This is a genomic window from Sphingopyxis sp. EU05-FHT14B03, assembly GCF_058790875.1.
In genome coordinates this window covers 183,810-209,948 of sequence record NZ_JBYTDC010000002.1, presented here as the reverse complement: position 1 = coordinate 209,948, position 26,139 = coordinate 183,810, and the positions used below count along the sequence as shown (strand labels likewise).

The window sequence follows — 26,139 nt, the reverse complement described above, 5'->3', positions numbered from 1 at the left end:
ACCTTCGCCAACTTCCGTACGGAGCTTCATCATGGCCAGCAACGTCGAAACCATCATCCGCGGTGCCGTCACCAAAACCATCGGCAAGGTCGCCGATTTCAACCGCAAGCGCCTCCCCCGCCCCACCGACGCGCATCCCTTCCTGACCGGCATCCACCAACCGATGACCGAGGAATTCACGCTCGAGGAACTGCGCGTCGACGGCGAAATCCCGGCCGCCCTGACCGGCCGCTACCTGCGTAACGGCCCCAACCCCGCGATCGCCCCCGATCCCGCCAGCTATCACTGGTTCACCGGCGCCGGCATGGTCCATGGTATCCGCATCGCGAACGGCAAGGCCGACTGGTATCGCAATCGCTGGGTGCGCGGCAGCGAGGCCTGCGAAGCCCTCGGCGAAGATCTGCCCCCCGGCCCGCGCGAAGGGCGCAACGATGCCCCCAACACCAACGTCGTCGGCCTCGCGGGCCGCACCTTCGCGATCGTCGAGGCGGGCGGCAAGCCGGTCGAACTGGGTTACGAATTGAACACGATCGCTCACAACCCGTTCGACGGCAGCCTCGCCGGCGCCTTTACCGCACACCCGCACCACGACCCCTTCACCGACGAAATGCACGCGATCACCTATCGCGGCGACGAGCCGAACAAGGTCTGGCACGTCGTGCTCGACAAGGATGCGCAGGTCGTCCGCGAACTGGCGATCCCGGTGAGCGACGGTCCGTCGATCCACGATTGCGCGATCACCGAAAATTATGTGCTGGTGCTCGACCTGCCGGTGACCTTCTCGATGAAGATGCTGCTGGCGGGCTACCGCTTCCCCTATGCGTGGAACGACGCGCATCAGGCGCGGGTCGGCCTCCTCCCCAGAAAGGGCGGCGCCGACGACATCGTCTGGGTTCCGGTCGAGCCTTGCTATGTCTTCCACCCCGCCAACGCCTTCGAGACGGCGGACGGCAAGGTGATCGTCGACGTCGTCGCCCACGAAACGATGTTCGCAAGCTCGAAGCGCGGCCCCGACAGCGAAAAATCGCGGATGGAACGCTGGACGATCGATCCCGCGGCCGGCACCACGACCCGCACCGTGATCCACGATCATGCGCAGGAATTCCCGCGCTACGACGAGCGGCTGACGACCCGGCCCTATCGCTACGCCTACAGCGTGGCCATTCCCGATGCGCAATCGAGCGAATGGGCACTGGCTGAAACGCGGCTGCTCCGTCACGACCTTGATGCCGGCACCACGACGGCGCATGACTTCGGCCCTGGTCGCCACCCCGGCGAATTCGTCTTTGTTCCGCGCAGCGAAGATGGCGCCGAAGACGATGGCTGGCTGATCGGGCTGGTCGTCGACATGAACGACGAGACCACCGACCTCGTCATCCTCAACGCCGACGATTTCACCGGCGCGTCGCAGGCGGTGATCCACCTGCCGCACCGCGTCCCGCCGGGGTTCCACGGCAATTGGGTCGCCGACTGACGCCCAAAGCACTGAAACGGGACAATTTCGGGACCGGCGTCACCCAGTTGACGCCGGTCCCTTTTTTCCGCCATGAGGGTCACCATAAAGGAGATTCCGCATGGCCCGTTTCACCCGCCTCGCAGCCGTCGCTGTCGGCGTCACTCTGCTGGTAAGCCCGCTTGCGGCACAGGATAAGTCCAAGACGATCGAAGGCACGTTGACCCTGTTCGAAGGCCAGAAGTTCGACGGCGATTCCTATCGCCTCGAAAAGGACGAACCGTCGCTGCAGCACGACTTCCTCGTCGGCAGCATCGCGGTCTATCCCGGCGAAACCTGGGAATTGTGCGACAAGCCCAAGTTCAAGGGCAATTGCCTGACCGTGTCAGCCAACGAAACCGGCATCGGCAAGGCGATGATCAAGTCGGCCCGCGTGATCAAGGCCAAGTAATAAGTCCGCGTCCGGCCGCTGCGGCGGCCGGCGCCTTTCCATGATCGCCTCGGTCGCGCGCAGCGACCGTTCGTTGTCGACGTCGACCGCGGTAGCGCCGTCGCGCACGAGCAGGGCCGCGACATCGACCTTCAGGTGCCGCGAGATGCGGCCGAAGATATGATGGATCGGGCCGAGCCCGAAGCGGAAACGCAGCAGGTTGACCAGCCCGAATGCCTGCATCACCCGCACCGGTTTCTTGACGAACTGCCCACCGCCGCGAAATGCCTCGGCTGCTTTCAGCGCTCTGCGATGGCCGATCCAATAGGCGTTGCAGTTCGACACCGCGACGTCCGAAAATTCGTAAAAGCGCCGCTGGCCCTCAGGATGCGCCGCCAGCACATCCTCACGCCGCGCCAGCGCCACCCCCGCCTCGGCACCGAGGCGCGCCGCTTCGGCGCTGATTTCGGCGATCGTCGCGGGGGTCAGCAGGCAATTGTCGGCGGTCGTAACGAGCAGCGGGAAATCCGCCCGTTCGGCAACAGCGAGTACGGAATCCGCCAGATTGTCGGAAGCGGGCACGAACACCAGGCGATCGCCGAGGCTGTCGACGACGATATCGCCAAGATCGTCGGCCAGTCCTTCGTGATGGCTCGACACGAAGATGCGCGCCGCGTCGGTCGCGGCGGCGCTGACGAGCACATGCGCGACCATCGGACGGCCTGCAACGGGCACCAGGCATTTGTCGGCGACGCCATGCGCCTCGGCGAGGGCGTCGACCGCGCCGGGCCGCCGGCCCGCGAGGATGAGGATAGAACCGAGGCCCGTTTGCTGTCCGCTCATGCCGCGTCCCTCCGCGCCGCCGCCGGCGCCAACTGGCGGAGCATGCTTTCGGCGACGATCGTCTCGATCAGGTCGGCCTGGGTAAATCCGGCAGCGACAGCGGCGCGGCCGAAGACTTTTTCCGACCAGAGATTGCAGTTGAGGTTCACCTCGAGCAGCCGCACCTCGCCGGTCGCGAAGTCGACGCGGAACTCGAAACGCCCGAAATCGAACGGGCGGAAGACCTCGGCCATCTGCGCGGTCATCGCCGCGATGCGCGCACCGATTTCGGGTTCGTCGAACAGTTTGAGGCTATATTTGGCGCTGCGGTCGACCAGGTCGCGCTTTTCCTGATAGGTGCGCAGGTGCGTCGGATCGGCCTGTTCGAAGATCATCATCGGCAGCATCGCGGGTTCGCCGCCCTGCGTGATCACCGGCACCTCGACATCGCTGCCGGCGATGAAGGGTTCGACGATCGCGTCATGGTCGAGCGCATGGATCTCGGCGACCGCCTGCGCGAGTTCGATGCGATCGTGCGCGTCGCGAATGCCCCATGACGCCGAGCTGTTGTTCGGCTTGATCACCCAACGCGAGGCGGGCGGGCAGCGCGACACGTCGACCGGCACGCCGCGGCGGAACAAGGCCCAGGGCGCGGTCGGCACGCCGCGCGCGGCGGCCTCCAGCTTGGTCAGATGCTTGTCGTCGGAGAGTCCGCGCACGATCGGCGAGGCGCCGACATAGGGCAGGCCCATGCGGTTGCAGAGCAGGGGCAGCAGCATTTCCGAATTGAAGAAGCCACCCCGGTTGAGCAGCGGAAAGACGAAATCGGCATCGGGCCTGTCGAACAGCGCCGCATAGCTGTCAGCGATGACAAGCGGGACACCAAGCCCTTCCAATATCTCGCGAATCTCGCGGTGGTAGAGCGCGTGGTTGCCGTCCTCGGGGTGCAAGGCGCCGGTCCAGCGCGCATGTTTGGCAATGAAAAGCAGCCGCCGCTGGCGGATGGCGTCGGATAGCCGCGTGGGCTGAAGAGAGGTGGTTCGCATAAGGCGGTTCGACCACACGGAGGTTGCAGCGGCATGACCTTTCGGTGACGGCGCTGAAACCAAAACGCCAAATCTCTGTCATGTTGGGGCGGTAGACGTCGGTCTTGCCCTCCCCTTGCCAGGACCGCGCTCCCGATGTTGCTCAACGCGATTGCCGCCGACGAACCCCGCCTTCCGCCCGCCAAACGCTACGCGGCGCGACTGGCGACCGCACTCACCAGCGGCGGCGATGCGCGGATCCGCCCCGACGCCGACGGTCGCAACCAATATCATGCCAGCGTGCTGCCGTCGGACGCACTCGCCTATGGCTCGTCGACGATCAGCAGCATCTCGGACCACGCCTTTCATACCCTGCTCGATCGCTGGCATCACGGGCTCGACCGCCCCGTCGCCGCGGGCGATTATGCCGAGGCCCTGGCGATCCTGCGCTTCAAGCTGGTCGAAGCCTTTGGGACGCCGGACACCGCGGTGGTGTTCGCCGCGTCGGGCACCGACCTCGAATATGCGGGACTTGCCGCGGCCCATGACGGGCGACCGCTCACCGCGATCCTGCTCGGGCGCGACGAAGTCGGCAGCGGCTGCGTCCACAGCGCCGCGGGGCGCTTTTTCGCCGACGAGACCGCGACCGGCGCGCGGGTCGTCGCGCAATCGGCGATTGATCCCGCCTTTGCCGGCACCGAACTGGTCGATGTTCCCGTGCGCGACGCCGCCGGACGACCGCGCGCGTCGAGCACCGTCGCCGACGACCTCGCCGCCGCTGCGCAGCGAGCGATCGCAAACGACCGCCGTCCGGTCGTCCATGTCGTCCACGGGTCGAAATCGGGCCTGACCCTGCCGGTCCTCGCCGATGTCGAACGGATCGTCGCGGCCTTCGGCGACGCGGTGACGATCGTCGTCGACGCGTGCCAGCTGCGCGTCGCGCCTGCGATGATCCGCCGTTACCTCGCGCTCGGTTGTGTCGTGTTGATGACCGGCTCGAAATTCGCCGGCGGGCCGCCGTTCAGCGGCTTCGCGCTGATCCCCGACGCGGTGCGGGCCAGAGCCATGCCGCTTCCCGACGGTTATCGCCGCGTCGCGACGCGCGCCGAATGGCCGGCGGACTGGCCGGGGGCCGATCGTTTGCCGGCGTCGGGCAATTTCGGCCTGCTCCTTCGCCTGCAGGCGGCGATGATCGAGATCGAACGCTTTGCCGCGCTGCCCGCGCCGCAGGTCGATCATATCGCCGCGCGCTTCGGCCATCATGTCGGCCGGATGGTCGCGCGGCTCGAACTGCGCAACGTACTGGACAGCGACGGCAAAGACAGGACCGCGCCCTGCCTCGCCGCCGCGACCCTGCGCACGCTCGACCTCTCCGCACGCTGGACGACCTGCGATTTCGATCAGGCGCGAGCAATCCATCGCCATATCGCGCGCCAATCGCGCCAGTGGCTGGGTCGCGAAATCCGCCTGGGCCAGCCGGTGCGCACGCATAGTCTGGCCGATGGCCGCGCCGCGGGGACGCTGCGGCTTTCGCTGTCGATGCCGATGATGGTCGAGATGGCGACACTCGACGATGCGGCGCTCGACACCCGGTTCGACCGTGACATGGGGCTGATCGGCGCAGCGATTTCCGCCGCGGCGGCGGCAATGGATTCGTCGCGCCCGCCCCAACACGCCTGACCGCGATTCCGACGCCGCAAGGCGCCGAAACGAGTCGAAATCATCGCCGCGCCGTCCGGCTGCCACGGTTCATCGTGAAAATCGCCGCCATTCGGCAGCATTTTTTGCGTGCCGTTCGTTGGCCCTTCACTATGACGAAGAAAATTCCCCTCTCCCGCCCCGCCACGTGCGCGATTGCCGCGTTCCTGGTTCTGTCCAGCCCCAGCGCTTTCGCGCAGGAAACCGCCGCCCCCGTGGCCGAGCCCGTCGCCCCGCCGGTGATGGTGCCGCCGGTCGCGCCGACGACGGCTCCGGCGCCGGTAATGAGCGCCCCGGTCGCCGCACCGACGCAGCCCGCGCCGGTGATCCGCGTTCCCGTCGATATCGAACCCGCTCCCGCTCCGGTCGCCAAGGCGACGCCGCGCGCCGCGCCCAAGGCCGCCACGCGTCCGACAGCAACGGCACGCACCGCCGCGCCCGAACCGGTTGCAGTTGCGCCCGTCGCGGTTGTCTCAAGTGCAGCGATTCCCGCCGAAGCCGCGGCCAGCACCTTGCCCGTGGAAAGCCTGCCCCCGGGCGCGCCGACGGTCGATCCGGTTCCGACGCCGGTCGCCGATGCGGCACCCGCCACTGACGGCTTTCCGTGGGAGCTCGCCGGTGGTGCCGCCGCGCTGCTGATAGTCGGCGGTGCCGCGCTGGCTTTCAGCCGCCGTCGCCGGACGCGCGAGGCCTGGGCCGAATCGACGGTCGAATATGCCGATGTCCCGGTCGTCGCACCCGTCGCCCCGGCGGTGGTTCGTGGACCCGTGACTGCCCCTGCGGCGCCCGCCTATGCGCCGCGCGACGAACAGGTCTTTGCGCCCCCCGCGCCGGCCCAGCGCTCGACGCCGGCCTTCGCCGCCGCACCGAGCGGCAGCATGGGACGCCACGAGGCGCTGGCAATGGTCGGACCGACCGCCGACAACCCGTTCCTGACGCTCAAGAAGCGCCTGAAGCGAGCGCGCTTCCATGACCGCAAGGAGCGGATGGAATATGACGGGCTGATGGATCAGCCGCAGGTCGTGCGCCAGCCGGTCAGTGCATGGGAAATCGCCAACCGTCCCGAGCCCGCGCTTGCCAAGCAGACGACGCGCCGCCCCGATCAGGCACCGCTCTTTCCCGGCCGGCTTCGTCCCGGATACGCCGGCAGCTAGTTAGCTGCCTGCGATATCCGGAAACAGAAAAGGGCGGTGCCTCGCGGCACCGCCCTTTTCCTATTCCAACCCGCGCCCCGACGAAGGGGCCCGGACAAGGACTTACTTCAGTTCGACGGTACCGCCGGCGGCGAGAATCTTCGCCTTCAGCTCTTCGGCTTCCGCCTTGTTCACGCCTTCCTTGATCGGCTTCGGCGCGCCTTCGACGAGCGCCTTGGCTTCGCCAAGACCCAGGCCGGTGATCGCGCGGACTTCCTTGATGACGTTGATCTTGTTGCCGCCGTCACCGGTCAGGATGACGTCGAATTCGGTCTGCTCTTCAGCAGCCGGGCCTGCAGCGGCAGCGGCCGGAGCGGCAGCAACAGCAGCGGCAGCCGAAACGCCCCACTTTTCTTCGAGCAGCTTCGACAGGTCAGCCGCTTCGAGGACGGTCAGGGTCGACAGTTCTTCAACGATCTTTGCAAGATCAGCCATGTTCATTCTCCATCAGAGCCGGGATGTCCCGGCAGTAGTTCAAGGGGTTAGTTCGAAATCACGCTGCTTCTTTGGCGGCATATGCGCCAAAAACCCGCGCCAGCTGGCCCGCCGGGGCTGCGGCAATCTGCGCAACCTTGGTGGCCGGAGCCTGCACCAGACCGATGATCTTGGCGCGCAGCTCGTCGAGCGAGGGAAGCGAAGCAAGCGCTTTGACGCCATCGACGTCGAGCACCACGTCACCCATGCCGCCGCCAACGATCTCAAGCTTGTCGTTGGTCTTGGCAAACTCCACGGCGATCTTCGCAGCCGACACCGGATCGGTGGAGGTTGCGAGCGCCGTGGGACCGGTCAGCAGTTCGCCGATGCCGGTGTAGGACGTGCCGTCGAGCGCGATTTTGGCAAGACGGTTCTTCGTGACGCGAAAGTCGGCCCCGGCATCACGCATCTGCTGGCGCAGCACCGTCGACTGAGCGACGGTCAGACCCAGGTTGCGGACGACCACAACCGAGGCAGCTGACGACAGCGTAGCGTTCAGCGAGGATACGGCTTCGGCCTTTTCCGTACGATCCATGCCTATACTCCACTCTGTGCCCGGTACCGCGCGCAAGCGCGCGCCGCCGGGCGGCTAAAACACGCAAAGGCGGCAGCGAGCCAAAGCTCGCCTGTCCTTTGCGCAACGATGTCCGATGGGGTCGGTCAAGCCGCGTCACCTGAAACCAGGCGGGCGACCGATAAAGACTGTTCCCCGTCTCGGCTGGAAATTAAGAAGGGCATATTCCCCTCACCAACTGTCTCGGACGGAATCGCCGCTGCCGGAGCAGCGACAATGTGCGGTGGCCAATAGCGCCGACGCCGGGGAAGTCAAGGCCGATGCGCCGCCTGGCCGACTCCGTTCCCCGCCCGGGACGACAAGAGAGCAGCCAACCCCAAGACAAGCCTCCTTTAATCTGATAAGTTGTCACAACTTGATGTCACTCCCCCCGTGCATCTTCCATGTCGACAGGAGGGATCATTGGGTTTTTCGGATATGTTCGGCGGTCGACGTGCGGCACAAAAGCTCGCCGACGACCTCGACGCATTGCAACAGATGAAGCTGAAACACGGGGACAACACGCGCCCCGAACTGGAACGGCGCGCCGCCGATCGCGGCCTGAACGGCCGGGACCGACGCCACTGGCAACGCCTGCTGGCACTGGCCCGGGAAGAAGGCCTTTGACGCATCGCGGCGCATCGGTTCACAAAAGCCGCAGGATCATGTCCGGAAAATTTGCGGACGCCCCCTTGTGTAGCTATTCATAAGATATATCTTAGAGCTATCGGAAATAGCTCTAAGGACCATATGATGTTTTACGGAAAGATGGAGGGACGCGGCTGCGGCATGCGCCGCGCTATGCACAACGGCGGACACGGACGGGGCTTCGGCCATGGACGCGGCTTCGGCGGTCGCCACGGACATGGAGGCGGCGACGACGGCCGGTCGCGGCGGCGGATGTTCGACAGCGGCGAACTGCGGCTGGTGCTGCTCCGGCTGATCGCCGACGAACCGCGCCATGGCTATGACCTGATCCGCCGGATCGAGGAACTGACCAGCGGGGCCTATGCCCCCAGCCCCGGGGTCATCTACCCAACCCTCACCCTGCTCGACGACATGGGCCAGATCGCCGCGCAGCAAAGCGAAGGCGCCAAGAGATTGTTCGCGATTACGCCAGATGGCGCGGTCGAACTCGACGCGAACAAAGATATCGTCGAAGCCCTGCTCGCGCGGCTGGCCGAGGTCGGCGAAGAGCGGCAGCGCACCGATGGCGGATCGGTTCGCCGCGCGATGGGCAATCTGCGCCAGGTGCTGCTCAATCGGCTCGGCGACCGCGACATCGACGAGGCAAAGCTGCACGAAGTCGTCGCGCTGATCGACGAAGCCGCGCAGAAGATCGAACGGCTGTAAGGAGCAACGGATATGACGATATCGGCAACCGCCAGCGTGCCCACCGCGCATGCCGGCAAATATCTCCAGCAACTGTGCAAGCATTGGCAGCACAACCTCGCGGTCGAATTCACCGCCGACCATGGCACCGTTACCTTTCCCAAGGACGCTCGCGGCGCCGAGTGGCCGGGCGACGGGCTGGTGACCTTCGATGCCGGCGCGGATGCGCTGGCGGTCCGCATCGATGCCAGCATCGACGGCCAGCTCGAGGGTTTGAAGGGTGCCGTGGCGCGCCACCTCGATCGCTTCGCCTTCCGCGAAGCGCCGCTGACGTTCGACTGGAAGGCGGCCTAGGCCCGAAATATCGTTTTTCGATAATATCGATTGACGATAAGGACGACTCGCAATATTGTTCTTCGATAAACAACCTATCGGAGAACGATATGCCCGCTCAACATTCCACATTGCTCGGGGTCACCCGCGGCCTGCTCTGGCTCATGCTGGGGCTGGTGGCGGCGGCCACCGTGCTCGTGCTCGTCGTCGGCATCGCGCTGGTCGCCGCCTGGCCCGACGTGATGGTCGAGCTGAAGAACAGCAAGGTCTTTGTCGACCCCGGCATCATCCAGTCGCAACTGCTCTGGATGATGGCCGTGCTGGCGGCGATCCTGGCGGTTGCCGTCTATGTGCTGCGCCAGTTGCAGGCACTGGTCGCCAGCGCCGCGACCGGCGATCCCTTCGTCCCCGCGAATGCTCGGCGCCTCCGCCGTATCGGCTGGGGCCTTGTCGCGGCGCAGCTGCTGGCGATCCCGCTCCACATGATCGCGAGCAGCGTCGCGGCGGCGCACAGCGAATTTGCCGGCATGGGCGGGCTGTCGCTGAACAACATCCTCGCCATCCTGCTCGCCTTCGTCCTCGCGGCGGTGTTCGAACAGGGCGCAGCGATGCGCGACGAACTGGAAGGAACCGTGTGATGGCGATCGTCGTGAAACTGGACGACCTCCTCCACGCGAAGCGGATGACGCTAACCGACCTGTCCGAGCGCATCGGCATCACGCTGGCCAATCTGTCGATCCTCAAGACGGGCAAGGCCAAAGCGATGCGTTTTTCGACGCTCGAGGCGATCTGCACCGAACTCGGGTGCCAGCCGGGCGACCTGCTCGTCCATGAGGCCGATGGCTGACCGCGCGGGAACGCAAATCCCGCTCCGGCGTTGAGATGAAAGGCGGTCGCTTTCGGCCGCCTTTCGCATGTGCCGAGAAAGGAATTTTTGTGACCGATGCCCAAGGGCTGCTTTGCCCGACCTGCCGCGTGAATCTGACGATGTCCGAACGGCAGGGGATCGAGATCGATTATTGCCCGCAATGCCGCGGCGTCTGGCTCGATCGCGGCGAACTCGACAAGATCATCGAGCGCAGCGAAGCCGCGACCGCGCCGCAGCAGCAGGCCGCGCCTCCGCCCCAGCAGCCGCAATATCGCGAGCAGGACTATCGCGGCGGCGAGCGCGGCCATGACGACCGCCACTATGGCAAGCCCTACAAGAAGAATTACAAGAAGAGCTTCCTGAGCGAGCTTTTCGACTGACGATCAGCCCGCGACGGCATTTCGCCGGGCATAGAGGAAATAAACGCCCAGCCCGGCGATATTCCAGATGAAGAACCAGATCTGGGTCTGCGCCGGCAGGCTGAAGAACAGATAGATGCAGCCGAGCACCGCGATGCCGCCGACCACCCAGGGCAGCGGCGTGCGGAAGGTGCGCGGCGCATCGGGCGCGCGGACACGCATGATCAGCATGCAGACCGAAACGGCGGTGAAAGCCGCGAGCGTGCCGGCATTGGCCAGCGCGGCCAGCTCGTCGAGCGGGATGAAGCCCGCGAGTACCGCGACGACGAGCGCGGTGAAGATGGTGATGCGCACCGGCGAACCCCGCTCCGACAGCTTGGCGAGCCCCTTGGGCAACAGCCCGTCGCGCGCCATGGTGAAGAAGATGCGGCTCTGGCCGTAGAAGAAGGCGAGGATAACGGTCGGCAGCGCGACGACCGCCGAAACGCCCAGATAATAGGCCGCGTTCGGGCTGCCCAGATCGCGCAGGATCAGCGCCAGCGGCTCGGGACTGTTGGCGAATTTGTTGTAGGAAATGGCACCGACCGCCGCGACCGCCACGGCGACATAGATCAGCACGCAGACGATCATCGACCCGACGATGCCGATCTTGAGGTCGCGGTCGGGGTCTTTCGCTTCCTCGGCGGCGGTCGCGATCGCATCGAAGCCGTAGAAGGCGAAGAAGATGATCGCCGCCGCCGCCATCACCCCGCGCTCGACCCCGTCGGGGCCGATATGCTTGGCGAAGCCATAGGGGCTGAACGGTTCGAGATTGGCGGCGTCGAAGGCGGGCAGCGCCACCGCGACGAACACCGCCAGCGCGATGATCTTGACGACGACGAGGATCGCATTGACCGTCGCGCTTTCGCGCGTGCCGAACAGCAGCATGCCCGCGACGAGGGCGATGATCGCGATCGCCGGCAGGTTGACGATGCCGCCAAGTTCGGGACCCTGCATCAGCGCCATCGGGACGTCCGCCCACGCCTGTAGCAGCGGCGCCGCATAGCCCGACCAGCCGACCGCGACCGCGCTGACCACCAACGAATATTCGAGGATCAGGCTCCAGCCAACGATCCAGGCGATGAGTTCGCCGATCACGACATAGCTGTAGGTATAGGCGCTGCCCGACGCGGGGATCATCGTCGCCATTTCGGCATAGGCGAGCGCGGCGCAGGCACAGATCAGCCCCGCGACGGCAAAGGACAAAATGACCGCGGGTCCCGCCTTGTCGGCACCGACGCCGATCAGCGTCAGGATGCCGGTGCCGACGATCGCACCGACGCCCAGGGCGACGAGATGTGGCCAGCCGAGCGTGCGCGCGAGCCTGTGCCCCTCCTGCTGTTCCGGAACGATGGTTTTGCGGCGCAGCAGGCTGTCGGTCATTCGGGCTCCCCTATTTTCGTTGCTTGTGAAACGGGATCGGGGAGAAGGCAAGCGGAGCCATTAACCCGGGCGCGCCACCCTATGCGCACGCGCCGCCAGCCCTGCCGCCAACAGCACCGCCAGCGCGTAAGCGAGCGGCGCCGACCACAGGACCACCCGCGCCCCGGCGACCGCGCCGGCAACCAGCGCAGCCCACAGCCAAAGATGCGCGAGCCAGCGCCCGTCGCCCGTACCCCGCAGCGCATTGGCGATCTTGTGCCCCATCTGCACCAGCGTGCCGGTCATGTAAGTGACGCCGACGACGGCGCCGTCCTGCCCCTCGATTGCGGCATTGACGACCCCCATGGCGAAGGCGAGGCAAAGGACAGGCGACCAGCCGGGAAGGATGGAACGCAATCCGATCGCCAGCACGAGCAGCAGCGCGACGAGCGCGAGCACGCAAGGCGACCGCCGCGAACCGGCACGCGCGGCAACGAGCGAGCCCGTCACCACCCCCGCGACGAAGGTCGCGATGATGCCGCCCGCGACCATCGCCGCGTCGCTCCATTGGGCGAGACCGACCGCCAGCCGGGTCGAATTGCCCGTCATGAAGGATACGAAAAAGCCCGACGACTCCACAAAGCCGATCGCATCGACGAAACCGGCGAGGATCGCGATCCCAACCGCCAGATGCTGATGGGTGCGGTCGAAACGGATCATCGCGTCAGAGCAAAGCCTCGATCGCCTCGGCCAGTTTCGCATCGCGCGCCGACAATCCATCGGCATCGTGGGTTGTCAGCAGAATGTCGACGCGGTTGTAGACGTTCGACCATTCGGGGTGATGGTCCATCTTTTCGGCGATGATCGCGACGCTGGTCATGAAACCGAAGGCTTGCGCGAAATCGGCGAACTTGAAGCGGCGGGTGATCGCATCGCGCTGCGGCTCGTGTGTCCAGTCGGGAAAGCGCGCCAGCAGGGCATCGCGCGCGGCATCATCGAGTTTCTGGATCATCGCTTCGTCTCCCCGCTGGTAATGGCGCGATGCTCCCCATAAGGAAGGGCGCGATGAGCGACAAGACCGCCCTTTCCTCTCTTCCTCCCGGCTGGACCGGCACGGCGCCCGATACCGACGCGCTGTTCGCGATGGCCGAGGCGGCGCTGGACAGCCTGCCCGCCGTGTTCGCGCCGCATATCCAGGATGTGGTGATCGCGATCGAGGAATTTGCCGACGACGACGTGTTGAAGTCGCTCGACATCGAGCATCCTTACGACCTCACCGGCCTCTACGAAGGCCGCCCGCTGACCGAGCGCAGCATCGACGCGAGCGGCGGCATGCCCGACCGTGTCACCCTGTATCGCATTCCGATCCTCGTCGAATGGATCGAGACCGGCGAGAAACTCGACCGGCTGGTGCGCCATGTGCTGATCCACGAAATCGGGCATCATTTCGGTTTCTCCGACGACGATATGCACGCGCTCGAGGATATGGCGTGATGGTATTGCTGCGGTTCGACCGGGTGGCCTGCATCCGCGGCGACCGGCTGTTGTTCGAAGAGCTGTCGCTGGCGCTGGCGCCCGGCGAGGCGCTGTGGCTGCGTGGCCCCAATGGCGCGGGCAAGTCGAGCCTGATCCGCGTTGCGGCGGGGCTGCTGCGCGCCGCTGCGGGAACGGTCGAGCGCTTCGGCCGGGTCGCGCTGATCGACGAGGCCGCGGCACTCGACGCCGAACTGCCGCTGCGCCGGGCGCTCGATTTCTGGGCACGGGTCGATACTGTCGACGGTCATACGGTGGATCGCGCGATGGAAGCGATGGCGCTGCATCCGCTGGCCGAGGTGCCGGTCGCGATGCTGTCGACCGGACAGCGCAAGCGCGCCGCGATGGTCCGGGTGATCGCCAGCGGGGCGCCGATCTGGCTGCTCGACGAGCCCGCCAACGGCATGGACGATGCGGCGCAGGCGCGGCTGGTCGCGGCGATTGCGATGCATCGGGCCAATGGCGGCGCGGTGATGCTGGCGTCGCATTTTGCGCTGGGCGTCCCCGATCTGGCCGACCTCGACATGGGGGCGCTGGCATGACGATGCTGATCGCCCTGTTCTGGCGTGACCTGCGGCGGGCATGGGGTAGCGGGGCGCTGTGGCTGCCGGTGCTGTTCTTCCTGCTTGTCGCCACTGCCTTTCCCTTTGCGGTCGGCCCCGATGCCCCTTTGCTCCAGCGCGCGGGCGGCGGGATGGCATGGGTTGCGGCGCTGCTCGCGGCGCTGCTGCCGATCGACCGGCTGGTCCGTCCCGACCGCGATGCCGGGGTGCTCGACCAGCTCGCGGTGCGCGGGGTCGCCGACGAGGTGATCGCGGCGGTGAAGATCGGCGCGCATGCGGTCGGCTTTGGCCTGCCATTGCTGATCGCTCTCCTCCCCGCCTCGGCGCTGCTGGCGCAGGATGCGGGGCGGATGGAGACGCTGGCGACGGGGATCGCTATCGCCATCCCCGCCCTCGCCTCGCTGGCGGTGCTGAGCGCGGCGCTGACTGCGGGTCTCAAGGGCGGAAGCGCGATCGGCGGGCTGCTGGTGCTGCCGCTGGCGGTGCCGCTGCTGATCTTTGGCGCCGGCATGCTCGACCCGTCGGGGCGCGGGGCGATCAAGCTGCTGGCGGCGGTGAGCCTGTTGCTCACCGCGATCGGGCCGTTTGCGGCGGGCGCCGCGTTACGAGGCTTGCGCGAATGACAAACGCCGGCGGATCGCGAAAAATCGGCCCGGTTTGGCCTTAAAGCCACAAAAGCCCCGCATGGCCGCGTCGGAATTGTATCCTTTGTGGCTTTAAGCGGGCGATGGAGGACGGGCGTCGTTGCGGGGTTCGGCGGGATAGGCGAGACGGCCATCTGGCAGGGTAGATCATGGCCGAATAAATTAGGAAAGCGGTTTTTGGCGCTGCAGTGACGATGACTGCTCCCGACCAAATGCTGTCGTTCCCGTCGCCATTTTGGGGCGCTAAAAGCTGACACTGGAGACGATCGATGAATGAGCCGAGCGGATGTCAGCGATGTGGCCATCTTATCGGGTATCATTGGGACGGCGACGGCGAGATGTCGTGTACGGTTAAAGACTGCGGATGTCGCGAATATCTCGATCCAGACCATCCTTCACCCTCAAGGCCAGCGGACGACGGCGACCGTTAATGACCGATTGCGGAAATGAATCCTCCCTGCGGCGCAGCCGTGGGGAGGGGGACCGCCGCGCAGCGGTGGTGGAGGGGCGGCGGCCTTGCGCCAGCCTTTGACGGCGTCGGCCCCTCCGTCAGCGCTTCGCGCTGCCACCTCCCCATCGCTGCGCGACAGGGAGGATCGGCAAAGTCCGCTTCCCACCCCTAAGCGGCCTTTCGCGCATAAGAAAAGGGCCGGAGTTTCCCCCGGCCCTTCCCTAAATCGTTGCGGTGCCTGAAATCAGGCGCCGGTGACGTCGGCCGTATCGACCTTGACGCCCGGACCCATCGACGACGACAGCGCGATCTTGCGGACGTACTTGCCCTTCGCGCCGGCCGGCTTGGCCTTGACGATCGCGTCGACGAAGGCGTCGAAGTTCTGGCGGAGCTTTTCCTCGCCGAACGACAGCTTGCCGAGGCCGGCGTGGATGATGCCGACCTTTTCGACGCGGAATTCGATCTGACCGCCCTTGGCGGCCTTCACGGCTTCGGCGACGTTCGGGGTGACGGTGCCCAGCTTCGGGTTCGGCATCAGGCCCTTCGGACCCAGCGTCTTACCCAGACGGCCGACGATGCCCATCATGTCCGGCGTCGCGATGACGCGGCCATAGTCGAGGTTGCCCGCGAGCATGTCTTCCATCAGGTCTTCGGCACCGACCTTGTCGGCGCCGGCGGCGAGCGCCTTGTCGGCATTGTCGCCGCGCGCGAACACGGCGACCTTGACGTCCTTGCCGGTGCCGGCAGGCAGCGTGACAACGCCGCGGACCATCTGGTCGGCGTGGCGCGGATCGACGCCGAGGTTGATCGCGACCTCGAGCGTTTCGTCGAACTTGGCCGAGGCCAGTTCGCGAACGGTCTTGATCGCTTCGTCGACGGCGTGAAGCTTCAGCGCGTCAACCTTGCCCTCGAGGGCCTTCTGCTTCTTGGTCAGCTTTGCCATCGGATCAGCCCTCCGTCACTTCGAGGCCCATCGAGCGCGCGCTGCCCTCGATGATCTTCGTTGCCTGTTCGAGATCGTTCGCGTTGAGATCCTTCATCTTGATCTCGGCAATTTCGGCGAGCTTCGAGCGCGCGATCTTGCCACCGCTGATCTTGCCGGGTTCCTTCGAGCCCGACTTCAGGTTCGCGGCCTTCTTGATCAGATAGGTCGCCGGGGGCGTCTTGGTGACGAAAGAGAAGCTCTTGTCGGCAAAGACGGTGATGATGGTCGGGGTCGGGGTGCCCTTTTCCATGGAATCGGTCGCAGCGTTGAACGCCTTGCAGAATTCCATGATGTTGACACCGCGCTGGCCGAGTGCCGGCCCGAGCGGCGGCGAGGGGTTTGCGGTCCCTGCCGGAACTTGCAGCTTGATGTAGCCGCTAATCTTCTTAGCCATGATGGCCTCCTATCTTTCTGTCGACTTTCCCGAAGGAAAAGCCTCAAAATTAGCGGTCAAGCAGAAGGGCATCACCCCTTCCTCCCGCGCGGAATCACGCCCGTGTCTGGCGCGAAGCGGCGCCGTTAGACGGAAACGGGCACGAAAGCAAGGTTTTTAGCCCTGCGGAACAAGGCGCAGCAGCCCTTCCTGCACCGCCGATGCGATCAGCGTGCCGTCGCGGCGATAGATCGAACCGCGATTGATGCCGCGGCTGCCGCCCGACCAGTCGCTGTCCATCACATAGACGAACCATTCGTCGACGCGCACATCGTCGTGGAACCACATCGCATGGTCGAGGCTGGTCGAGAACAGGCCGGGCGTCGACCAGTTGAGCCCGTGCGGCAGCATCGCCGACGACAGCAGCCCCATGTCCGACGCGAAGGCGAGGAAACCCTGATGGACCAGCGGGTCGTCGCCGATCGGCGCGGCGGCGCGAAACCATTGATAATGCTGCGTCGCCTTCGCCGCGGCGGGCGGGCGATAGTTGCGCAGTTCGAACGGACGGCGCCGCGCCATATGGTTGAACGACTCCTCCGACACATTCGGGTCGGCGGCGATCGTTTCGAGGAAATCCTGGCACTCTTCGGGCGGCAACAGATCGGGCATCGCGACCTGATGCGCGAAGCCCGGCGTCGGTTTCTGGAACGAGGCGGTGAGGTTGAAGATCACCTTGCCGTCCTGGCGCACCACGACGCGGCGGTTGGCGAAGCTGCGCCCGTCGAAGTCGCGGTGAACACGGAAATGCAGCGGCTTGGTCTCGTCGCCGCCGCGCAGGAAATAGGCGTGCAGCGAATGGACCCGCTTGTCGGGATCGACGGTGCGCGCCGCCGCGACCATCGCCTGCGCGATCACCTGGCCGCCGAAGATGCGGTCGCGCGCGGTGGTTGCGAGCGCGGGAAAGGTGAATTCGTCCTCGACCCCGGGCACGGCATCGAGGTCGAACAGACGCGCGACGGCACCCACCACGTCGCCGACATCGACGCTGGCGTTGATCGCGCGGGCACGGTCGATGCGGGCCTGAATCGCGTCGGGAGTCAGCCCCATAAACCTGTCCGTTCCTGAAGGAGAGCGACGGCGCGAGCCGTCACTTCATGCGCTCGACCTGTTCGAAGTCGAGTTCGACCGGGGTCGCACGACCGAAGATCGACACGCTGACCTTGACGCGTGCCTTTTCGAAATCGAGCTCCTCGACCAGCCCGTTGAAGCTGGCGAAGGGACCGTCGAGCACCTTGACCTGGTCGCCGATTTCGTAATCGACGCGGATTTCCTGCTTCGGACGGGCCGCGGCCTCTTCCTTGCTGTTCAGGATGCGCGCGGCTTCGGCTTCGCTGATCGCCTGCGGCTTGCCCATCGAACCCAGGAAGCCCGTCACCTTCGGGGTGTTCTTGACGAGGTGATAGACGTCGTCGGTCATCGTCAGCTTGGCGAGCACATAGCCGGGGAAGAATTTCCGCTCGGCCTGCACCTTTTTGCCGCGCTTGACCTCGGTGACGGTCTCGACCGGGACCTCGACCGATTCGACGAGTTGGGTCAGGCCCATGCGCTCGGCTTCGGCGATCACCGAATCGCGGACCTTGTTCTCGAAACCCGAATAGGCGTGAATGATGTACCAGCGCGCCATGTCTATACTATCCCTGTAAGCCTGCGCGGATCAGCGCGCGAGCGACGTCAGCCAGGTGACGATCGCGTTGAAAACCGTGTCGACGCCGAGGAAGAAGAACGCCAGGATCGTGGTCATGATCAGCACCAGGATCGTCGTCTGCATCGTCTCGCGGCCCGTGGGCCAAACGATCTTGCGCGCTTCATCCTTCACCTGATTGATGAATTGGCTCGGGCTGGTCTTCGCCATGATCGTCCTAATCCTCTAAGCGTCCGAATATCGGGCAGATGGGTTGCCGCCCGCCGCGCGTCAACCGTGCTTTGGGCAATAGTCCGCCCACCCTCCCCGAGCATGTCGGCGAAAGGCGGAAGGAAAACGGCGCATCTGTCCGAATGCTGCGGCCTTTACTTGCGCCCGGGAGCGATTGCAAGTCAAAGGCGGGATGCGGCGTGGGACATGTGGCGGCGCATGAAAAGCAACAGCACGATCATGATCGCCCAACTGGCCACCGGCTGGAACACGAACAGCAGATGCAGCGCGCCCGCCGATGCCCTGCCGTCCTGCGGATCGAAACCGACGAGGCCGAGCAGCGCGTAGCTGACCGCGATGGCGGCGGCGACGCCGAACTTCTGCATCAGGTTCAAAAGCGCGAACAGAAAGGCCGAGCGGCTGCGCCCGCAGCGCGCCGCATCGCGCGGGACGAGGTCGGCGAGCATCGAATAGATGAACAGCAGGCCGACGAAGCCGGTCCCGAGCAGCAGCGAGAAGCCTGCCGCCTGCGCCAGCCCGCGCGGTTGCTGGGCCAGCGTCGCGAGCAACAAGCCCGAAATCAGCAGCGCCATCGCGATCATCGTCACCGGCTTGCCGAACCGACGCGCGAGGAAGGTCCACACCGGCGAGGCGATGGCACCGCCGATGAAGCTCGCGAACAGCAGGATCGCACTTTGCGCATCGAGGTCGAGCACCGCGGCGGCGAAAAAGACGAAGAGCGAGGTCAGGGATCCGAAAGCGAAGCTGTTGAGGAACTGGACCCCGAACAGCAGCATCAGCGGCGGAAACGCTAGCGAAACGCGAATCTCGTTTCGCCAGCCGATCCCCGGTTCGGCGACGATGGTGCGCGGCGGCACGCGCCCGATCGCGAACAGCGCGATCGGCACCATCACGAGGAACAGGCTGGCATAGGCCATAATCCGTCCCTGCAGGCTGATGCCCGGGATCGCGACCTGCGCCGCCGCCGGGGCGGCAAAGGCGGCGATCAGAGCGATCTTCGCGAACCAGTCGCGCATGCCATAGAGCAAGGCGCTGTCGGCGGGCGAACGCACCAGCGCCGAACCCCACGACAATTGCGCGACCTCGTAGAGGCTATAGCTCGAATAGAAGAGCACCATGATCAGGAACAGCGCCGCGAACGGCAGGCTGTCGCCGATCGTCACGATGGTGACGAGCAGCAGCGCCAGCGGCACCAGCGCGAGCAGCATCCAGCGCCGATGCGCGCCGAGCCCGGTGCGGACGCGGTCGATCATCGTACCGATCAGCGGATCGACCACCCCGTCCCAGATGGTGGTGAGCGAAAAGAGCAGCCCGACGAGGCCCACCGCGATCACGCCGCCTTCGGCGATATAGGGCGGGAGATAGACGCTGAACGGCAGGCTCAGGATCGCGGTCGGCCCCGCAGTTGCGGCATAGGCGGCAACGGTGCGCGGGCGCAGCGACGCCTCGGGCGCGTCGCCGGCCGGCGCGGGAATCACGGAGACGGACGGCGCCGTCGAAGCCTGCTGCTCTGCCACGTCGCCTTGTCTCCGATCCCGCCGCGAAGCTTTCAGCAATTGACACTCATGTCAACAAACGAACGATGCCCTTTTCGATTGCCGTGCCCGGCACATCGGCCCACATGTCGATGAAAATATCGGGCGCATGTGTTTCATTCCGGGGGGATCAACCATGTCCGACGCCGCCAAGGCCGCGATCACCAATATCTTCGTCCTGATGCTGGAAAATCATTCGTTCGACAATATGCTCGGCCGGTCGGGGATTCCCGGGCTGCGCGTCGCGCCGGCGGACGCCAGCAACAGCTATGACGGGCAGACCTACAAGGTCAAAAGCCCTGCCCCCTGGTGCATGACCACCGATCCCGGCCACGAATATCTCGACGCGCTGCAGCAATTGTGCGGCGCGGACGCGTTCGGCCGCTTCGTGAAGAAATGCGGCAGGGAGGCGCGCGGCTTCATCGAATGCGCGGGGTGCAGCTATCCGCCGGTCGACAATTCGGGCTTTGCCAGCAGCTATGCGACATCGGTCAGCGAGGACACGGGGACGCCGCAGCCCGGGAATATCGGCGACATCATGGCCTGTTTCGACACGCCGGCGCAATTGCCCGTCCTGTACACGCTGGCAACCGAATTCGCAGTGTGCGACGCATGGCATTCGGCGCTGCCCGGACCGACCTGGCCCAATCGTTTCTTCGTACACGGCGCCTCGTCGTCGGGCATGAACATCAGCCCCAGCTTCGGCGACGAAGCCGAATGGGAGGCGTGGCGCGGACTGGGTTTCGAATATGCCAATGGCTCGATCTACGACGCGCTCGATGCCAAGCAGCATCAATGGAAGCTGTACCAGGACAAGGATAATGGTTTCAGCGACCGGCCGTCGCACTGGGACCAGGGCGGCTGGATTTCGCAGGTCGCGGCGATCAAGAACATCGGCCTCGAGCGCATCGAGAACCTGACCAAATTCGCGCACGACATCAACGCGCGCGACGGCAATGGCAAGCCGAGCTACACCCAATATCCCTATACCTTCATCGAGCCCAATTTCGGCGCCAGCTTCTTTTCGCCGCAACCCGGCGGCGACGGCAAGGGGCCGCGCTACACGGGGGGATCGTCGCAGCATCCCGAGGATAATTGCTATGGCGGCGAGGGGCTGATCAAATATGTCTATGAGACGATCCGCAATTCGCCGGTCTGGGAGAGCAGCCTGCTGATCGTCGTCTATGACGAACATGGCGGCTTCTATGACAGCGCGGCGATCCCCCCCGCGGTCGAACCCGGCGATCATATCCATGCCAAGGATCGCAAGCTCAACGAATATTGCTTCGATTTCAGCGTTCTCGGCGTCCGCGTCCCGGCGGTGATCGTGTCGCCCTGGATCGCGAAGGGTCATGTCGATCACACCCGCTATGACCATAGTTCGGTGCTCGCCACGCTGACGCGCAAATTGGGCATGGGGCCATTGACCAAACGCGATACCGCCGCCGCCGACCTGTGGCCGCTGCTAACCGAAAGCGCGCCGCGCAGCGATTGCCCGACGACGCTGCCCGACCCGGTCCTCCCGCCGCAGGGAAGCGACTATGAGACCGGCGCGGCGCCCGACAATCGGCACGAACAGCCGCTGCCGCGATCGGGCAATGCGGTCGGTTTCCTGCATGTGCTGCTCAAGACCGAGATCGAGCTCGCGCAAAAATGCGGCGGCCGCGCAGCCGAGGACATCATCGCCGATTTCCGGAAGATCGAGACCCACGCCGATGCCAGCGCCTATGTCGGCAAGGTGAAAGCGATGCTTGACGCGCTTTAACTCGGCGACGCGACCTGCATCAGCACGAGGTCGCTGACGAACAGCAGCGCCACGACGATGCGCACCGCCAATGCGGCGAGGCGCATGAGCCGTCCGATTGCTTCATCGAAAAAGCCCAGACGATTTCGAGCAGGCCGGCGATTGTCAGATAGATCCAGACCATGGGGGCAGCCTCCTGCAACGGGCTGCCGGGCCGTCCCGGCCTTGAAGAACCGTGAACGCGGGCGAGGACGTGACCTCTGTCGGCGGCCTGGCAGGGGCAGTAGGACTCGAACCTACGACCCTCGGTTTTGGAGACCGATGCTCTACCAACTGAGCTATACCCCTAGGCCGGAGTGCGCCATTAGCGGGACAAGGCAGGCGGGGCAAGCCTTATGGCGATGCATAGCTTGCAAAGCATCGCCGCCCTGATATGCGCCCCTGCATGACCGCCGTCGCCGCATCCGATCCGCCACAACATTATCTCGGCGGTATCGCGCTCCGGCTGCTCGCGATGCTCAGCCTTTCGGTGATGTTCGTGCTGGTCAAATATATCGACGCGGCGGGCATCCACCTCGTCGAAAGCTTGTTCTGGCGGCAGGCGCTGGTGCTGCCGCTGCTTGCGATATGGGCGTTAACGCACGGCGGCCTTGGCCTGTTCAAGACCCGGCGCATCGGCATCCATGCGCGGCGCGCGATGATGGGGCTGACCGGCATGGCGCTCAATTTCGGCGGCATGATCTTCCTGCCGATGGCCGAGGCGACGACGATCAACCTGTCGGTGCCGATCATCTGCGTTTTCCTTGCGGCCGCGCTGCTCGGCGAGCGAGTCGGCTGGCAACGCTGGGGGGCGGTCGTCATCGGCTTCGTCGGCGTGCTCATCGTACTCAACCCGACGACCCTGCTGATGCAGGGATTCGAGGGCGATCATGGACTCGGCACGCTGATCGCGCTCGGCGGCGCGATGATGACCGCGCTGATCACGATCCAGGTCCGCGACCTCGGCCGCACCGAAAGCGCGATGACGATCGTCTTCTGGTTCAGCCTGATCTCGATGATCCCGCTCGGCATCGCCCTGCCCTTCGTCTTCACACCGCACAGCGCGGGCGAATGGAGCCTGCTCGTCGGACTCGGATTGCTCGGCGCGGTGGTGCAATTGTCACTGACCGGTGCGCTGCGCCTCGCCCCCGTGTCGGTGGTGACGCCGATGGATTATTCGAGCCTGCTGTGGTCGATCGCCTGCGGCTGGTGGTTCTTCGGCACCCTGCCCGCCGACACGACCTGGATCGGCGCGCCGCTGATCGTCGCCAGCGGACTGTTCATCGCCTGGCGCGAACATCGCCTGCATATCGAGCGAATGAAGGATATCGCCGCATGACCCTGCCCGTCCTCTATCATTGCGCCGACGCGCGTTCGCTGCGCTGCCTGTGGGCGGTCGAGGAGGCGGGGATCGACGTCGACCTGCGTGTCCTGCCTTTTCCGCCGCGCGCCTTTGCCCCCGATTACCGCCCTGTAAACCCGCTGATGACGGTGCCGGGCTGGGTCGAGGACGGGCGACTGATGACCGAGTCGGCCGCGATCTGCGAACGCATCGCGGAGGGAACACCGCTCGAGGTACGCCGCGACGAAGCGGATTATTGGGACTATCGCAACTGGCTCCATCGCAGCGACGCGACGCTGACCTTCCCGCTCGCGATCATGCTGCGCTACACGCGCGTCGAGGCCCCGGAGCGGCGGCTGGCGCAGGCGGTCGACGATTATAAGGCCTTCTTCGGTGGCCGTGCGAAGAGCATCGAGGCGGCGCTGGGCGATGGCCGCGAGTGGCTCGTCGCGGGACGCTTCACCATCGCCGATATCGTCATCGGCTATGCCGCCTTTCTCGCCACCACGCTGAAGGCCGACGATGTGCTGGGCGAGGCGACCAAGGCGTGGCTGGCGCGCTGCATGGCGCGCGACGGGTTCGTCCGCGCGCGCGAACGGCAAAAGACGGCATAGAGGGAACCCCGCGATGGACCTCGAACTGGCAGGCGAGCCGGTCGTCATCGTCGGCGGGACGCAGGGCATGGGTTATGCGACCGCGCGGCAACTGGCCGAGGAAGGCGCGAAGCTGGCGCTGATCGCGCGCGATATGGAGCGCGGCGAGGCGAAGGCTGCGGCGCTGCGCGCGCTCGGCGCCGAGGTGATCGTGCGCGGCGCCGATGCGACGCGGCCGGGCGAGGTCGAGGATGCCATCGCTTCGGCAGCCGATCATTTCGGGCGGCTCTATGGCCTCGCGGTCACCGCAGGGCCGGTGCTGAGCCACGGCAGCTTCGAGGAGGAAGGCGACGCCGCCTGGGAGGCGAGTTTCCAGGCCGTGCTGATGACGAGCGTGCGCGCGTGCCAGGCGGCGCTGCCGGTGATCGCCGCGTCGGGAGGCGGAGCTGTGGTGCTGACCGCTTCCTATTCGACCCGCGCGGCGGCGGCGCATCTCTATCCCTATGTGGCGATGAAGTCGGGGATCGCCGCGCTGTCGAAGAACCTCGCCATGGCCTATGGCCCAAAGGGCGTGCGGGTGAACTGCGTCGCGCCCGGCGCGGTGGCGACCGAGGCGTTGGCGTCGGCGACCGAGCAGGCGGTCGCGGCCTATGGCGGCGATCCCGAGGCGGCGCTCGACCGCTGGATGACCGAACAATGGGGGATGAAGGTCGCGCTGGGCCGCGTCGGGCGCCCGCACGAACTCGCGGACCTCTTCACCTTCCTGCTATCGAAGCGCGCCGCCTATATGACCGGGGCGATCATCAACCAGGACGGCGGCACGCAATTCTTCTGAGGCCGCAGCCGTCGTCACGGGCAGCGGCACGTCGAGAATCGGCTGGCGACAATAATCGCCGTCGACGAGGATCGCGGCCTCGATGGCGGGGGTACGCACGGTGTCGGTCATGCAGCTCGGCAGGCGGAACTGGATCGGCGGCAGCTTGGCACGCACATAGCGCCCCGCAAATTCGGGCTTGTCCTTGAGCCGGAAGCGTCGGACCACCAGCTGCTGGACGCTCTCGTCGAGCGTCGGCGACGCCGAGCGCGTCACCACGACATGGAGGGCGCGTCCATTGGGCGCAATGACCACCTCCGCCTCGACCACGCCTTCGCTCTCCTCGCGGATGGCACGTGCCGGATAATCGTCAACGGTGATGAACGGCCGGAAGTTCGCAAGCTGCAGCGCGCCGCCGTCGAGCAGGCCGCCCTCGCGCGCATAGGCCGCGGTCATCACCGCCTCTGCACCCGGCTCCTGCTTCAACACCAGCCGCCCGAGATTGGACCAGCTCGCGGCCTTTTCCGCGTCACTGCCGCGCCGCAGCGCAGTGTCGAGCCAACGGAACAGCGGCGCGCGGTCGCCCTCGGCGCCGAGCACCGCATATTGGGTGAGGTCGCGCGCGGCCGCGATCTGGTCGTCGGACGCAGGCGCCGCGAGCCTCGCGACGAGGCGCGGCCATAGCCGGGCGCGGGTTGCCGCTCCGCCCGGTTCGGTCTTGGCGGCCCAGGACTGGATCCGTGCCAGCGCGGCCTGCGCGACCGCCGGATCGGCGCTGTCGAGGCGCGGCGCCAGCACCGGCAGCAGCAACAGACGGGCGGCGTCGTCATTTTCCGCAGCGCGGACGAGCAGCGCCTCGGCGCGCGCCGGATCGGCGGGCAGCTGCTTGCCATCGAGCAACAGCCGCCCGGCGCGGGTCCAGTCGCGGCTGTCGTTCCCTGCCTCGATCATCGCCACCGCCCGCATCGCATCGTGGCGCGGCGACAAGGGGTCTAACAACGCTTCGAGCAGGATCAAACGGTGTTTCCAGCTGTCGCGCCGCCCGGGACTGTCGACATAGGCCCAGACATCGTCGCGCGCGATGAAGGCGCGTTTCTCCTCGGCGGAACCGAGCACCGGATCGCCCACGCCATAATAGTCGCCGCGCACCCACAGAATACGCCGAAGCTCGTCGCGTTCGGCGAGGTCGGCGGGCTCGCCGCGCGCGTCGAGGAAGCGCTTGAGTTGCGCAACGGTGTCGACCTTGGCGAAGGTCAACGCCCGATCGTCGATGACGCGGCGCGTCACCTCGATCGCCAGCGCCGGGTCGCGGCGGCAGCCATGCTCGCCCTCCCAAAGCCGCCCGGCAACTTCGGGCAAGCTGCCCTCATCGGCGCCCTTCTCCGCGAGCAGCTTGTCGAGGTCGCCGCGATGCCGCTCGGCCTTGCGACACAGCGCCGCCAGCTGGCGGTCGCGGCGTTGCCGCTCGCGGATTTCCCTTGGCGTGGGTTCGTGGACGGTGAAGACGGTCGACGGCACGGCCGAGGCGGCGACCGGCGCGATCATCAGCGCATATGCCAAGCCGAACGTCATTGGGCCTCCCCGCCGCCCCTTGGTCGAATGACAGGAGCGTGAGGTCATCCTAGGCGCGCCGCCCTTGGCTCGCAAGA

Annotated in this window: 31 protein-coding genes and 1 tRNA gene; 17 read left to right on the top strand and 15 right to left on the bottom strand. The window is 65.9% G+C overall.

Going from position 1 to position 26,139, the window contains the following annotated elements; all coding sequences use genetic code 11:
- Window positions 1-31: 31 nt before the first annotated feature.
- On the top strand, window positions 32-1,474 hold the full coding sequence (locus tag AC3WS4_RS10125; protein ID WP_492739045.1) for an 8'-apo-carotenoid 13,14-cleaving dioxygenase: 1,443 nt from the start codon (window positions 32-34) through the stop codon (window positions 1,472-1,474).
- Between the two features lie 100 nt (window positions 1,475-1,574).
- A complete protein-coding gene (locus tag AC3WS4_RS10120; protein WP_492739046.1) occupies window positions 1,575-1,904 on the top strand; it encodes a beta/gamma crystallin-related protein in 330 nt (109 codons plus the stop codon).
- Here the strand turns inward: AC3WS4_RS10120 and AC3WS4_RS10115 are convergent.
- Together AC3WS4_RS10115 and AC3WS4_RS10110 are read right to left on the bottom strand one after the other, a co-directional pair.
- On the bottom strand, window positions 1,839-2,726 hold the full coding sequence (locus AC3WS4_RS10115; RefSeq protein WP_492739047.1) for an NTP transferase domain-containing protein: 888 nt from the start codon (window positions 2,724-2,726) through the stop codon (window positions 1,839-1,841). The genes AC3WS4_RS10120 and AC3WS4_RS10115 overlap by 66 nt on opposite strands.
- Complete coding sequence (locus AC3WS4_RS10110; RefSeq protein ID WP_492739048.1) at window positions 2,723-3,751, bottom strand: D-alanine--D-alanine ligase family protein; 1,029 nt, start codon at window positions 3,749-3,751, stop codon at window positions 2,723-2,725. The genes AC3WS4_RS10115 and AC3WS4_RS10110 overlap by 4 nt, the downstream gene beginning before the upstream one ends.
- A 135-nt stretch (window positions 3,752-3,886) precedes the next feature.
- Between AC3WS4_RS10110 and AC3WS4_RS10105 the strand changes: the two genes are divergently transcribed.
- Window positions 3,887-5,410 (top strand): hypothetical protein, encoded by a 1,524-nt coding sequence (locus tag AC3WS4_RS10105; protein ID WP_492739049.1) that lies wholly within the window; start codon window positions 3,887-3,889, stop codon window positions 5,408-5,410.
- A gap of 233 nt (window positions 5,411-5,643) precedes the next feature.
- Window positions 5,644-6,582 (top strand): hypothetical protein, encoded by a 939-nt coding sequence (locus tag AC3WS4_RS10100; RefSeq protein WP_492739050.1) that lies wholly within the window; start codon window positions 5,644-5,646, stop codon window positions 6,580-6,582.
- 102 nt (window positions 6,583-6,684) lie between these two features.
- On the opposite strand, the gene rplL is transcribed toward AC3WS4_RS10100, so the two are convergent.
- Window positions 6,685-7,056, bottom strand: coding sequence for a 50S ribosomal protein L7/L12 (rplL, locus tag AC3WS4_RS10095; RefSeq protein ID WP_056348362.1), 372 nt, complete (start codon window positions 7,054-7,056; stop codon window positions 6,685-6,687).
- A 58-nt stretch (window positions 7,057-7,114) separates the two neighbouring features.
- On the bottom strand, window positions 7,115-7,630 hold the full coding sequence (rplJ, locus tag AC3WS4_RS10090) for a 50S ribosomal protein L10 (protein ID WP_056348365.1): 516 nt from the start codon (window positions 7,628-7,630) through the stop codon (window positions 7,115-7,117).
- 441 nt (window positions 7,631-8,071) lie between these two features.
- Between rplJ and AC3WS4_RS10085 the strand changes: the two genes are divergently transcribed.
- The 6 genes from AC3WS4_RS10085 (at window position 8,072) to AC3WS4_RS10060 (ending at window position 10,561) form a co-directional block, all read left to right on the top strand.
- Window positions 8,072-8,275, top strand: coding sequence for a hypothetical protein (locus tag AC3WS4_RS10085; RefSeq protein WP_156377715.1), 204 nt, complete (start codon window positions 8,072-8,074; stop codon window positions 8,273-8,275).
- A gap of 126 nt (window positions 8,276-8,401) precedes the next feature.
- Window positions 8,402-9,001, top strand: a complete 600-nt coding sequence (locus tag AC3WS4_RS10080) for a PadR family transcriptional regulator (RefSeq protein ID WP_492739180.1) — start codon at window positions 8,402-8,404, stop codon at window positions 8,999-9,001.
- A 12-nt stretch (window positions 9,002-9,013) separates the two neighbouring features.
- Complete coding sequence (locus AC3WS4_RS10075) at window positions 9,014-9,334, top strand: DUF2218 domain-containing protein (protein WP_187138908.1); 321 nt, start codon at window positions 9,014-9,016, stop codon at window positions 9,332-9,334.
- A gap of 89 nt (window positions 9,335-9,423) precedes the next feature.
- Window positions 9,424-9,951 (top strand): DUF2975 domain-containing protein, encoded by a 528-nt coding sequence (locus tag AC3WS4_RS10070; RefSeq protein ID WP_187138909.1) that lies wholly within the window; start codon window positions 9,424-9,426, stop codon window positions 9,949-9,951.
- Window positions 9,951-10,160, top strand: a complete 210-nt coding sequence (locus AC3WS4_RS10065; protein WP_187138910.1) for a helix-turn-helix domain-containing protein — start codon at window positions 9,951-9,953, stop codon at window positions 10,158-10,160. Before AC3WS4_RS10070 ends, AC3WS4_RS10065 begins: the two co-directional genes overlap by 1 nt.
- A 140-nt stretch (window positions 10,161-10,300) precedes the next feature.
- Entirely contained in the window at window positions 10,301-10,561 is a 261-nt protein-coding gene (locus tag AC3WS4_RS10060; RefSeq protein ID WP_492739181.1) for a TFIIB-type zinc ribbon-containing protein, read from the top strand.
- Window positions 10,562-10,564: 3 nt separating this feature from the next.
- On the opposite strand, the gene AC3WS4_RS10055 is transcribed toward AC3WS4_RS10060, so the two are convergent.
- Genes AC3WS4_RS10055 through AC3WS4_RS10045 form a run of 3 tightly spaced genes read right to left on the bottom strand, consistent with a single transcriptional unit; the run spans window position 10,565 to window position 12,953 of the window.
- Window positions 10,565-11,962, bottom strand: a complete 1,398-nt coding sequence (locus AC3WS4_RS10055; protein ID WP_492739051.1) for an amino acid permease — start codon at window positions 11,960-11,962, stop codon at window positions 10,565-10,567.
- 60 nt (window positions 11,963-12,022) lie between these two features.
- Complete coding sequence (locus AC3WS4_RS10050; protein WP_492739052.1) at window positions 12,023-12,661, bottom strand: YoaK family protein; 639 nt, start codon at window positions 12,659-12,661, stop codon at window positions 12,023-12,025.
- A gap of 4 nt (window positions 12,662-12,665) precedes the next feature.
- Window positions 12,666-12,953: a 4a-hydroxytetrahydrobiopterin dehydratase gene (locus AC3WS4_RS10045; RefSeq protein WP_187138912.1), complete on the bottom strand. Its 288-nt coding sequence runs from the start codon at window positions 12,951-12,953 to the stop codon at window positions 12,666-12,668.
- 53 nt (window positions 12,954-13,006) lie between these two features.
- Here AC3WS4_RS10045 and AC3WS4_RS10040 point away from each other — a divergent pair, with 53 nt between their 5' ends.
- From AC3WS4_RS10040 to AC3WS4_RS10030, 3 genes are read left to right on the top strand one after another with little or no spacing between them, the layout of a single operon-like run.
- Window positions 13,007-13,435 carry a metallopeptidase family protein gene (locus AC3WS4_RS10040; RefSeq protein WP_187138913.1) on the top strand — a complete coding sequence of 143 codons (429 nt, stop codon included), beginning with the start codon at window positions 13,007-13,009 and terminating at the stop codon, window positions 13,433-13,435.
- Complete coding sequence (gene ccmA, locus AC3WS4_RS10035) at window positions 13,435-14,016, top strand: heme ABC exporter ATP-binding protein CcmA (protein ID WP_492739182.1); 582 nt, start codon at window positions 13,435-13,437, stop codon at window positions 14,014-14,016. The genes AC3WS4_RS10040 and ccmA overlap by 1 nt, the downstream gene beginning before the upstream one ends.
- On the top strand, window positions 14,013-14,660 hold the full coding sequence (locus AC3WS4_RS10030) for a heme exporter protein CcmB (protein ID WP_056348396.1): 648 nt from the start codon (window positions 14,013-14,015) through the stop codon (window positions 14,658-14,660). The genes ccmA and AC3WS4_RS10030 overlap by 4 nt, the downstream gene beginning before the upstream one ends.
- 716 nt (window positions 14,661-15,376) lie before the next feature.
- Here the strand turns inward: AC3WS4_RS10030 and rplA are convergent.
- The 6 genes from rplA to AC3WS4_RS10000 form a co-directional block, all read right to left on the bottom strand.
- Window positions 15,377-16,075: a 50S ribosomal protein L1 gene (rplA, locus tag AC3WS4_RS10025; protein WP_056348398.1), complete on the bottom strand. Its 699-nt coding sequence runs from the start codon at window positions 16,073-16,075 to the stop codon at window positions 15,377-15,379.
- Window positions 16,076-16,079: 4 nt separating this feature from the next.
- Window positions 16,080-16,511, bottom strand: coding sequence for a 50S ribosomal protein L11 (gene rplK, locus AC3WS4_RS10020; RefSeq protein WP_056348400.1), 432 nt, complete (start codon window positions 16,509-16,511; stop codon window positions 16,080-16,082).
- A 156-nt stretch (window positions 16,512-16,667) separates the two neighbouring features.
- Window positions 16,668-17,597, bottom strand: a complete 930-nt coding sequence (locus tag AC3WS4_RS10015) for an acyl-CoA thioesterase (protein WP_492739053.1) — start codon at window positions 17,595-17,597, stop codon at window positions 16,668-16,670.
- A gap of 40 nt (window positions 17,598-17,637) precedes the next feature.
- The gene (nusG, locus tag AC3WS4_RS10010; RefSeq protein ID WP_056348403.1) at window positions 17,638-18,174 is read right to left on the bottom strand and encodes a transcription termination/antitermination protein NusG; all 537 of its coding nucleotides are present in this window, start codon (window positions 18,172-18,174) and stop codon (window positions 17,638-17,640) included.
- A gap of 30 nt (window positions 18,175-18,204) precedes the next feature.
- Window positions 18,205-18,402, bottom strand: a complete 198-nt coding sequence (secE, locus tag AC3WS4_RS10005; RefSeq protein WP_056348406.1) for a preprotein translocase subunit SecE — start codon at window positions 18,400-18,402, stop codon at window positions 18,205-18,207.
- 182 nt (window positions 18,403-18,584) lie between these two features.
- Window positions 18,585-19,901 (bottom strand): MFS transporter, encoded by a 1,317-nt coding sequence (locus AC3WS4_RS10000; RefSeq protein ID WP_492739054.1) that lies wholly within the window; start codon window positions 19,899-19,901, stop codon window positions 18,585-18,587.
- A gap of 193 nt (window positions 19,902-20,094) precedes the next feature.
- Between AC3WS4_RS10000 and AC3WS4_RS09995 the strand changes: the two genes are divergently transcribed.
- Window positions 20,095-21,723 carry an alkaline phosphatase family protein gene (locus AC3WS4_RS09995; protein WP_492739055.1) on the top strand — a complete coding sequence of 543 codons (1,629 nt, stop codon included), beginning with the start codon at window positions 20,095-20,097 and terminating at the stop codon, window positions 21,721-21,723.
- A 251-nt stretch (window positions 21,724-21,974) separates the two neighbouring features.
- On the opposite strand, the gene AC3WS4_RS09990 is transcribed toward AC3WS4_RS09995, so the two are convergent.
- Window positions 21,975-22,050 (bottom strand) — tRNA-Trp (locus AC3WS4_RS09990).
- Window positions 22,051-22,147: 97 nt separating this feature from the next.
- On the opposite strand from AC3WS4_RS09990, the gene AC3WS4_RS09985 reads away from it, so the two are divergent.
- The 3 genes from AC3WS4_RS09985 to AC3WS4_RS09975 are packed head-to-tail and all read left to right on the top strand — an operon-like array spanning window position 22,148 to window position 24,511.
- Entirely contained in the window at window positions 22,148-23,080 is a 933-nt protein-coding gene (locus AC3WS4_RS09985; protein ID WP_492739056.1) for a DMT family transporter, read from the top strand.
- The gene (locus AC3WS4_RS09980) at window positions 23,077-23,697 is read left to right on the top strand and encodes a glutathione S-transferase family protein (RefSeq protein WP_492739057.1); all 621 of its coding nucleotides are present in this window, start codon (window positions 23,077-23,079) and stop codon (window positions 23,695-23,697) included. The genes AC3WS4_RS09985 and AC3WS4_RS09980 overlap by 4 nt, the downstream gene beginning before the upstream one ends.
- 13 nt (window positions 23,698-23,710) lie before the next feature.
- Window positions 23,711-24,511, top strand: a complete 801-nt coding sequence (locus AC3WS4_RS09975) for an SDR family NAD(P)-dependent oxidoreductase (RefSeq protein WP_492739058.1) — start codon at window positions 23,711-23,713, stop codon at window positions 24,509-24,511.
- Here AC3WS4_RS09975 and AC3WS4_RS09970 read toward each other — a convergent pair.
- Window positions 24,443-26,062 carry an energy transducer TonB gene (locus tag AC3WS4_RS09970; protein ID WP_492739059.1) on the bottom strand — a complete coding sequence of 540 codons (1,620 nt, stop codon included), beginning with the start codon at window positions 26,060-26,062 and terminating at the stop codon, window positions 24,443-24,445. The two genes, AC3WS4_RS09975 and AC3WS4_RS09970, sit on opposite strands and share 69 nt — an antisense overlap.
- Between the last annotated feature and the right edge of the window lie 77 nt (window positions 26,063-26,139).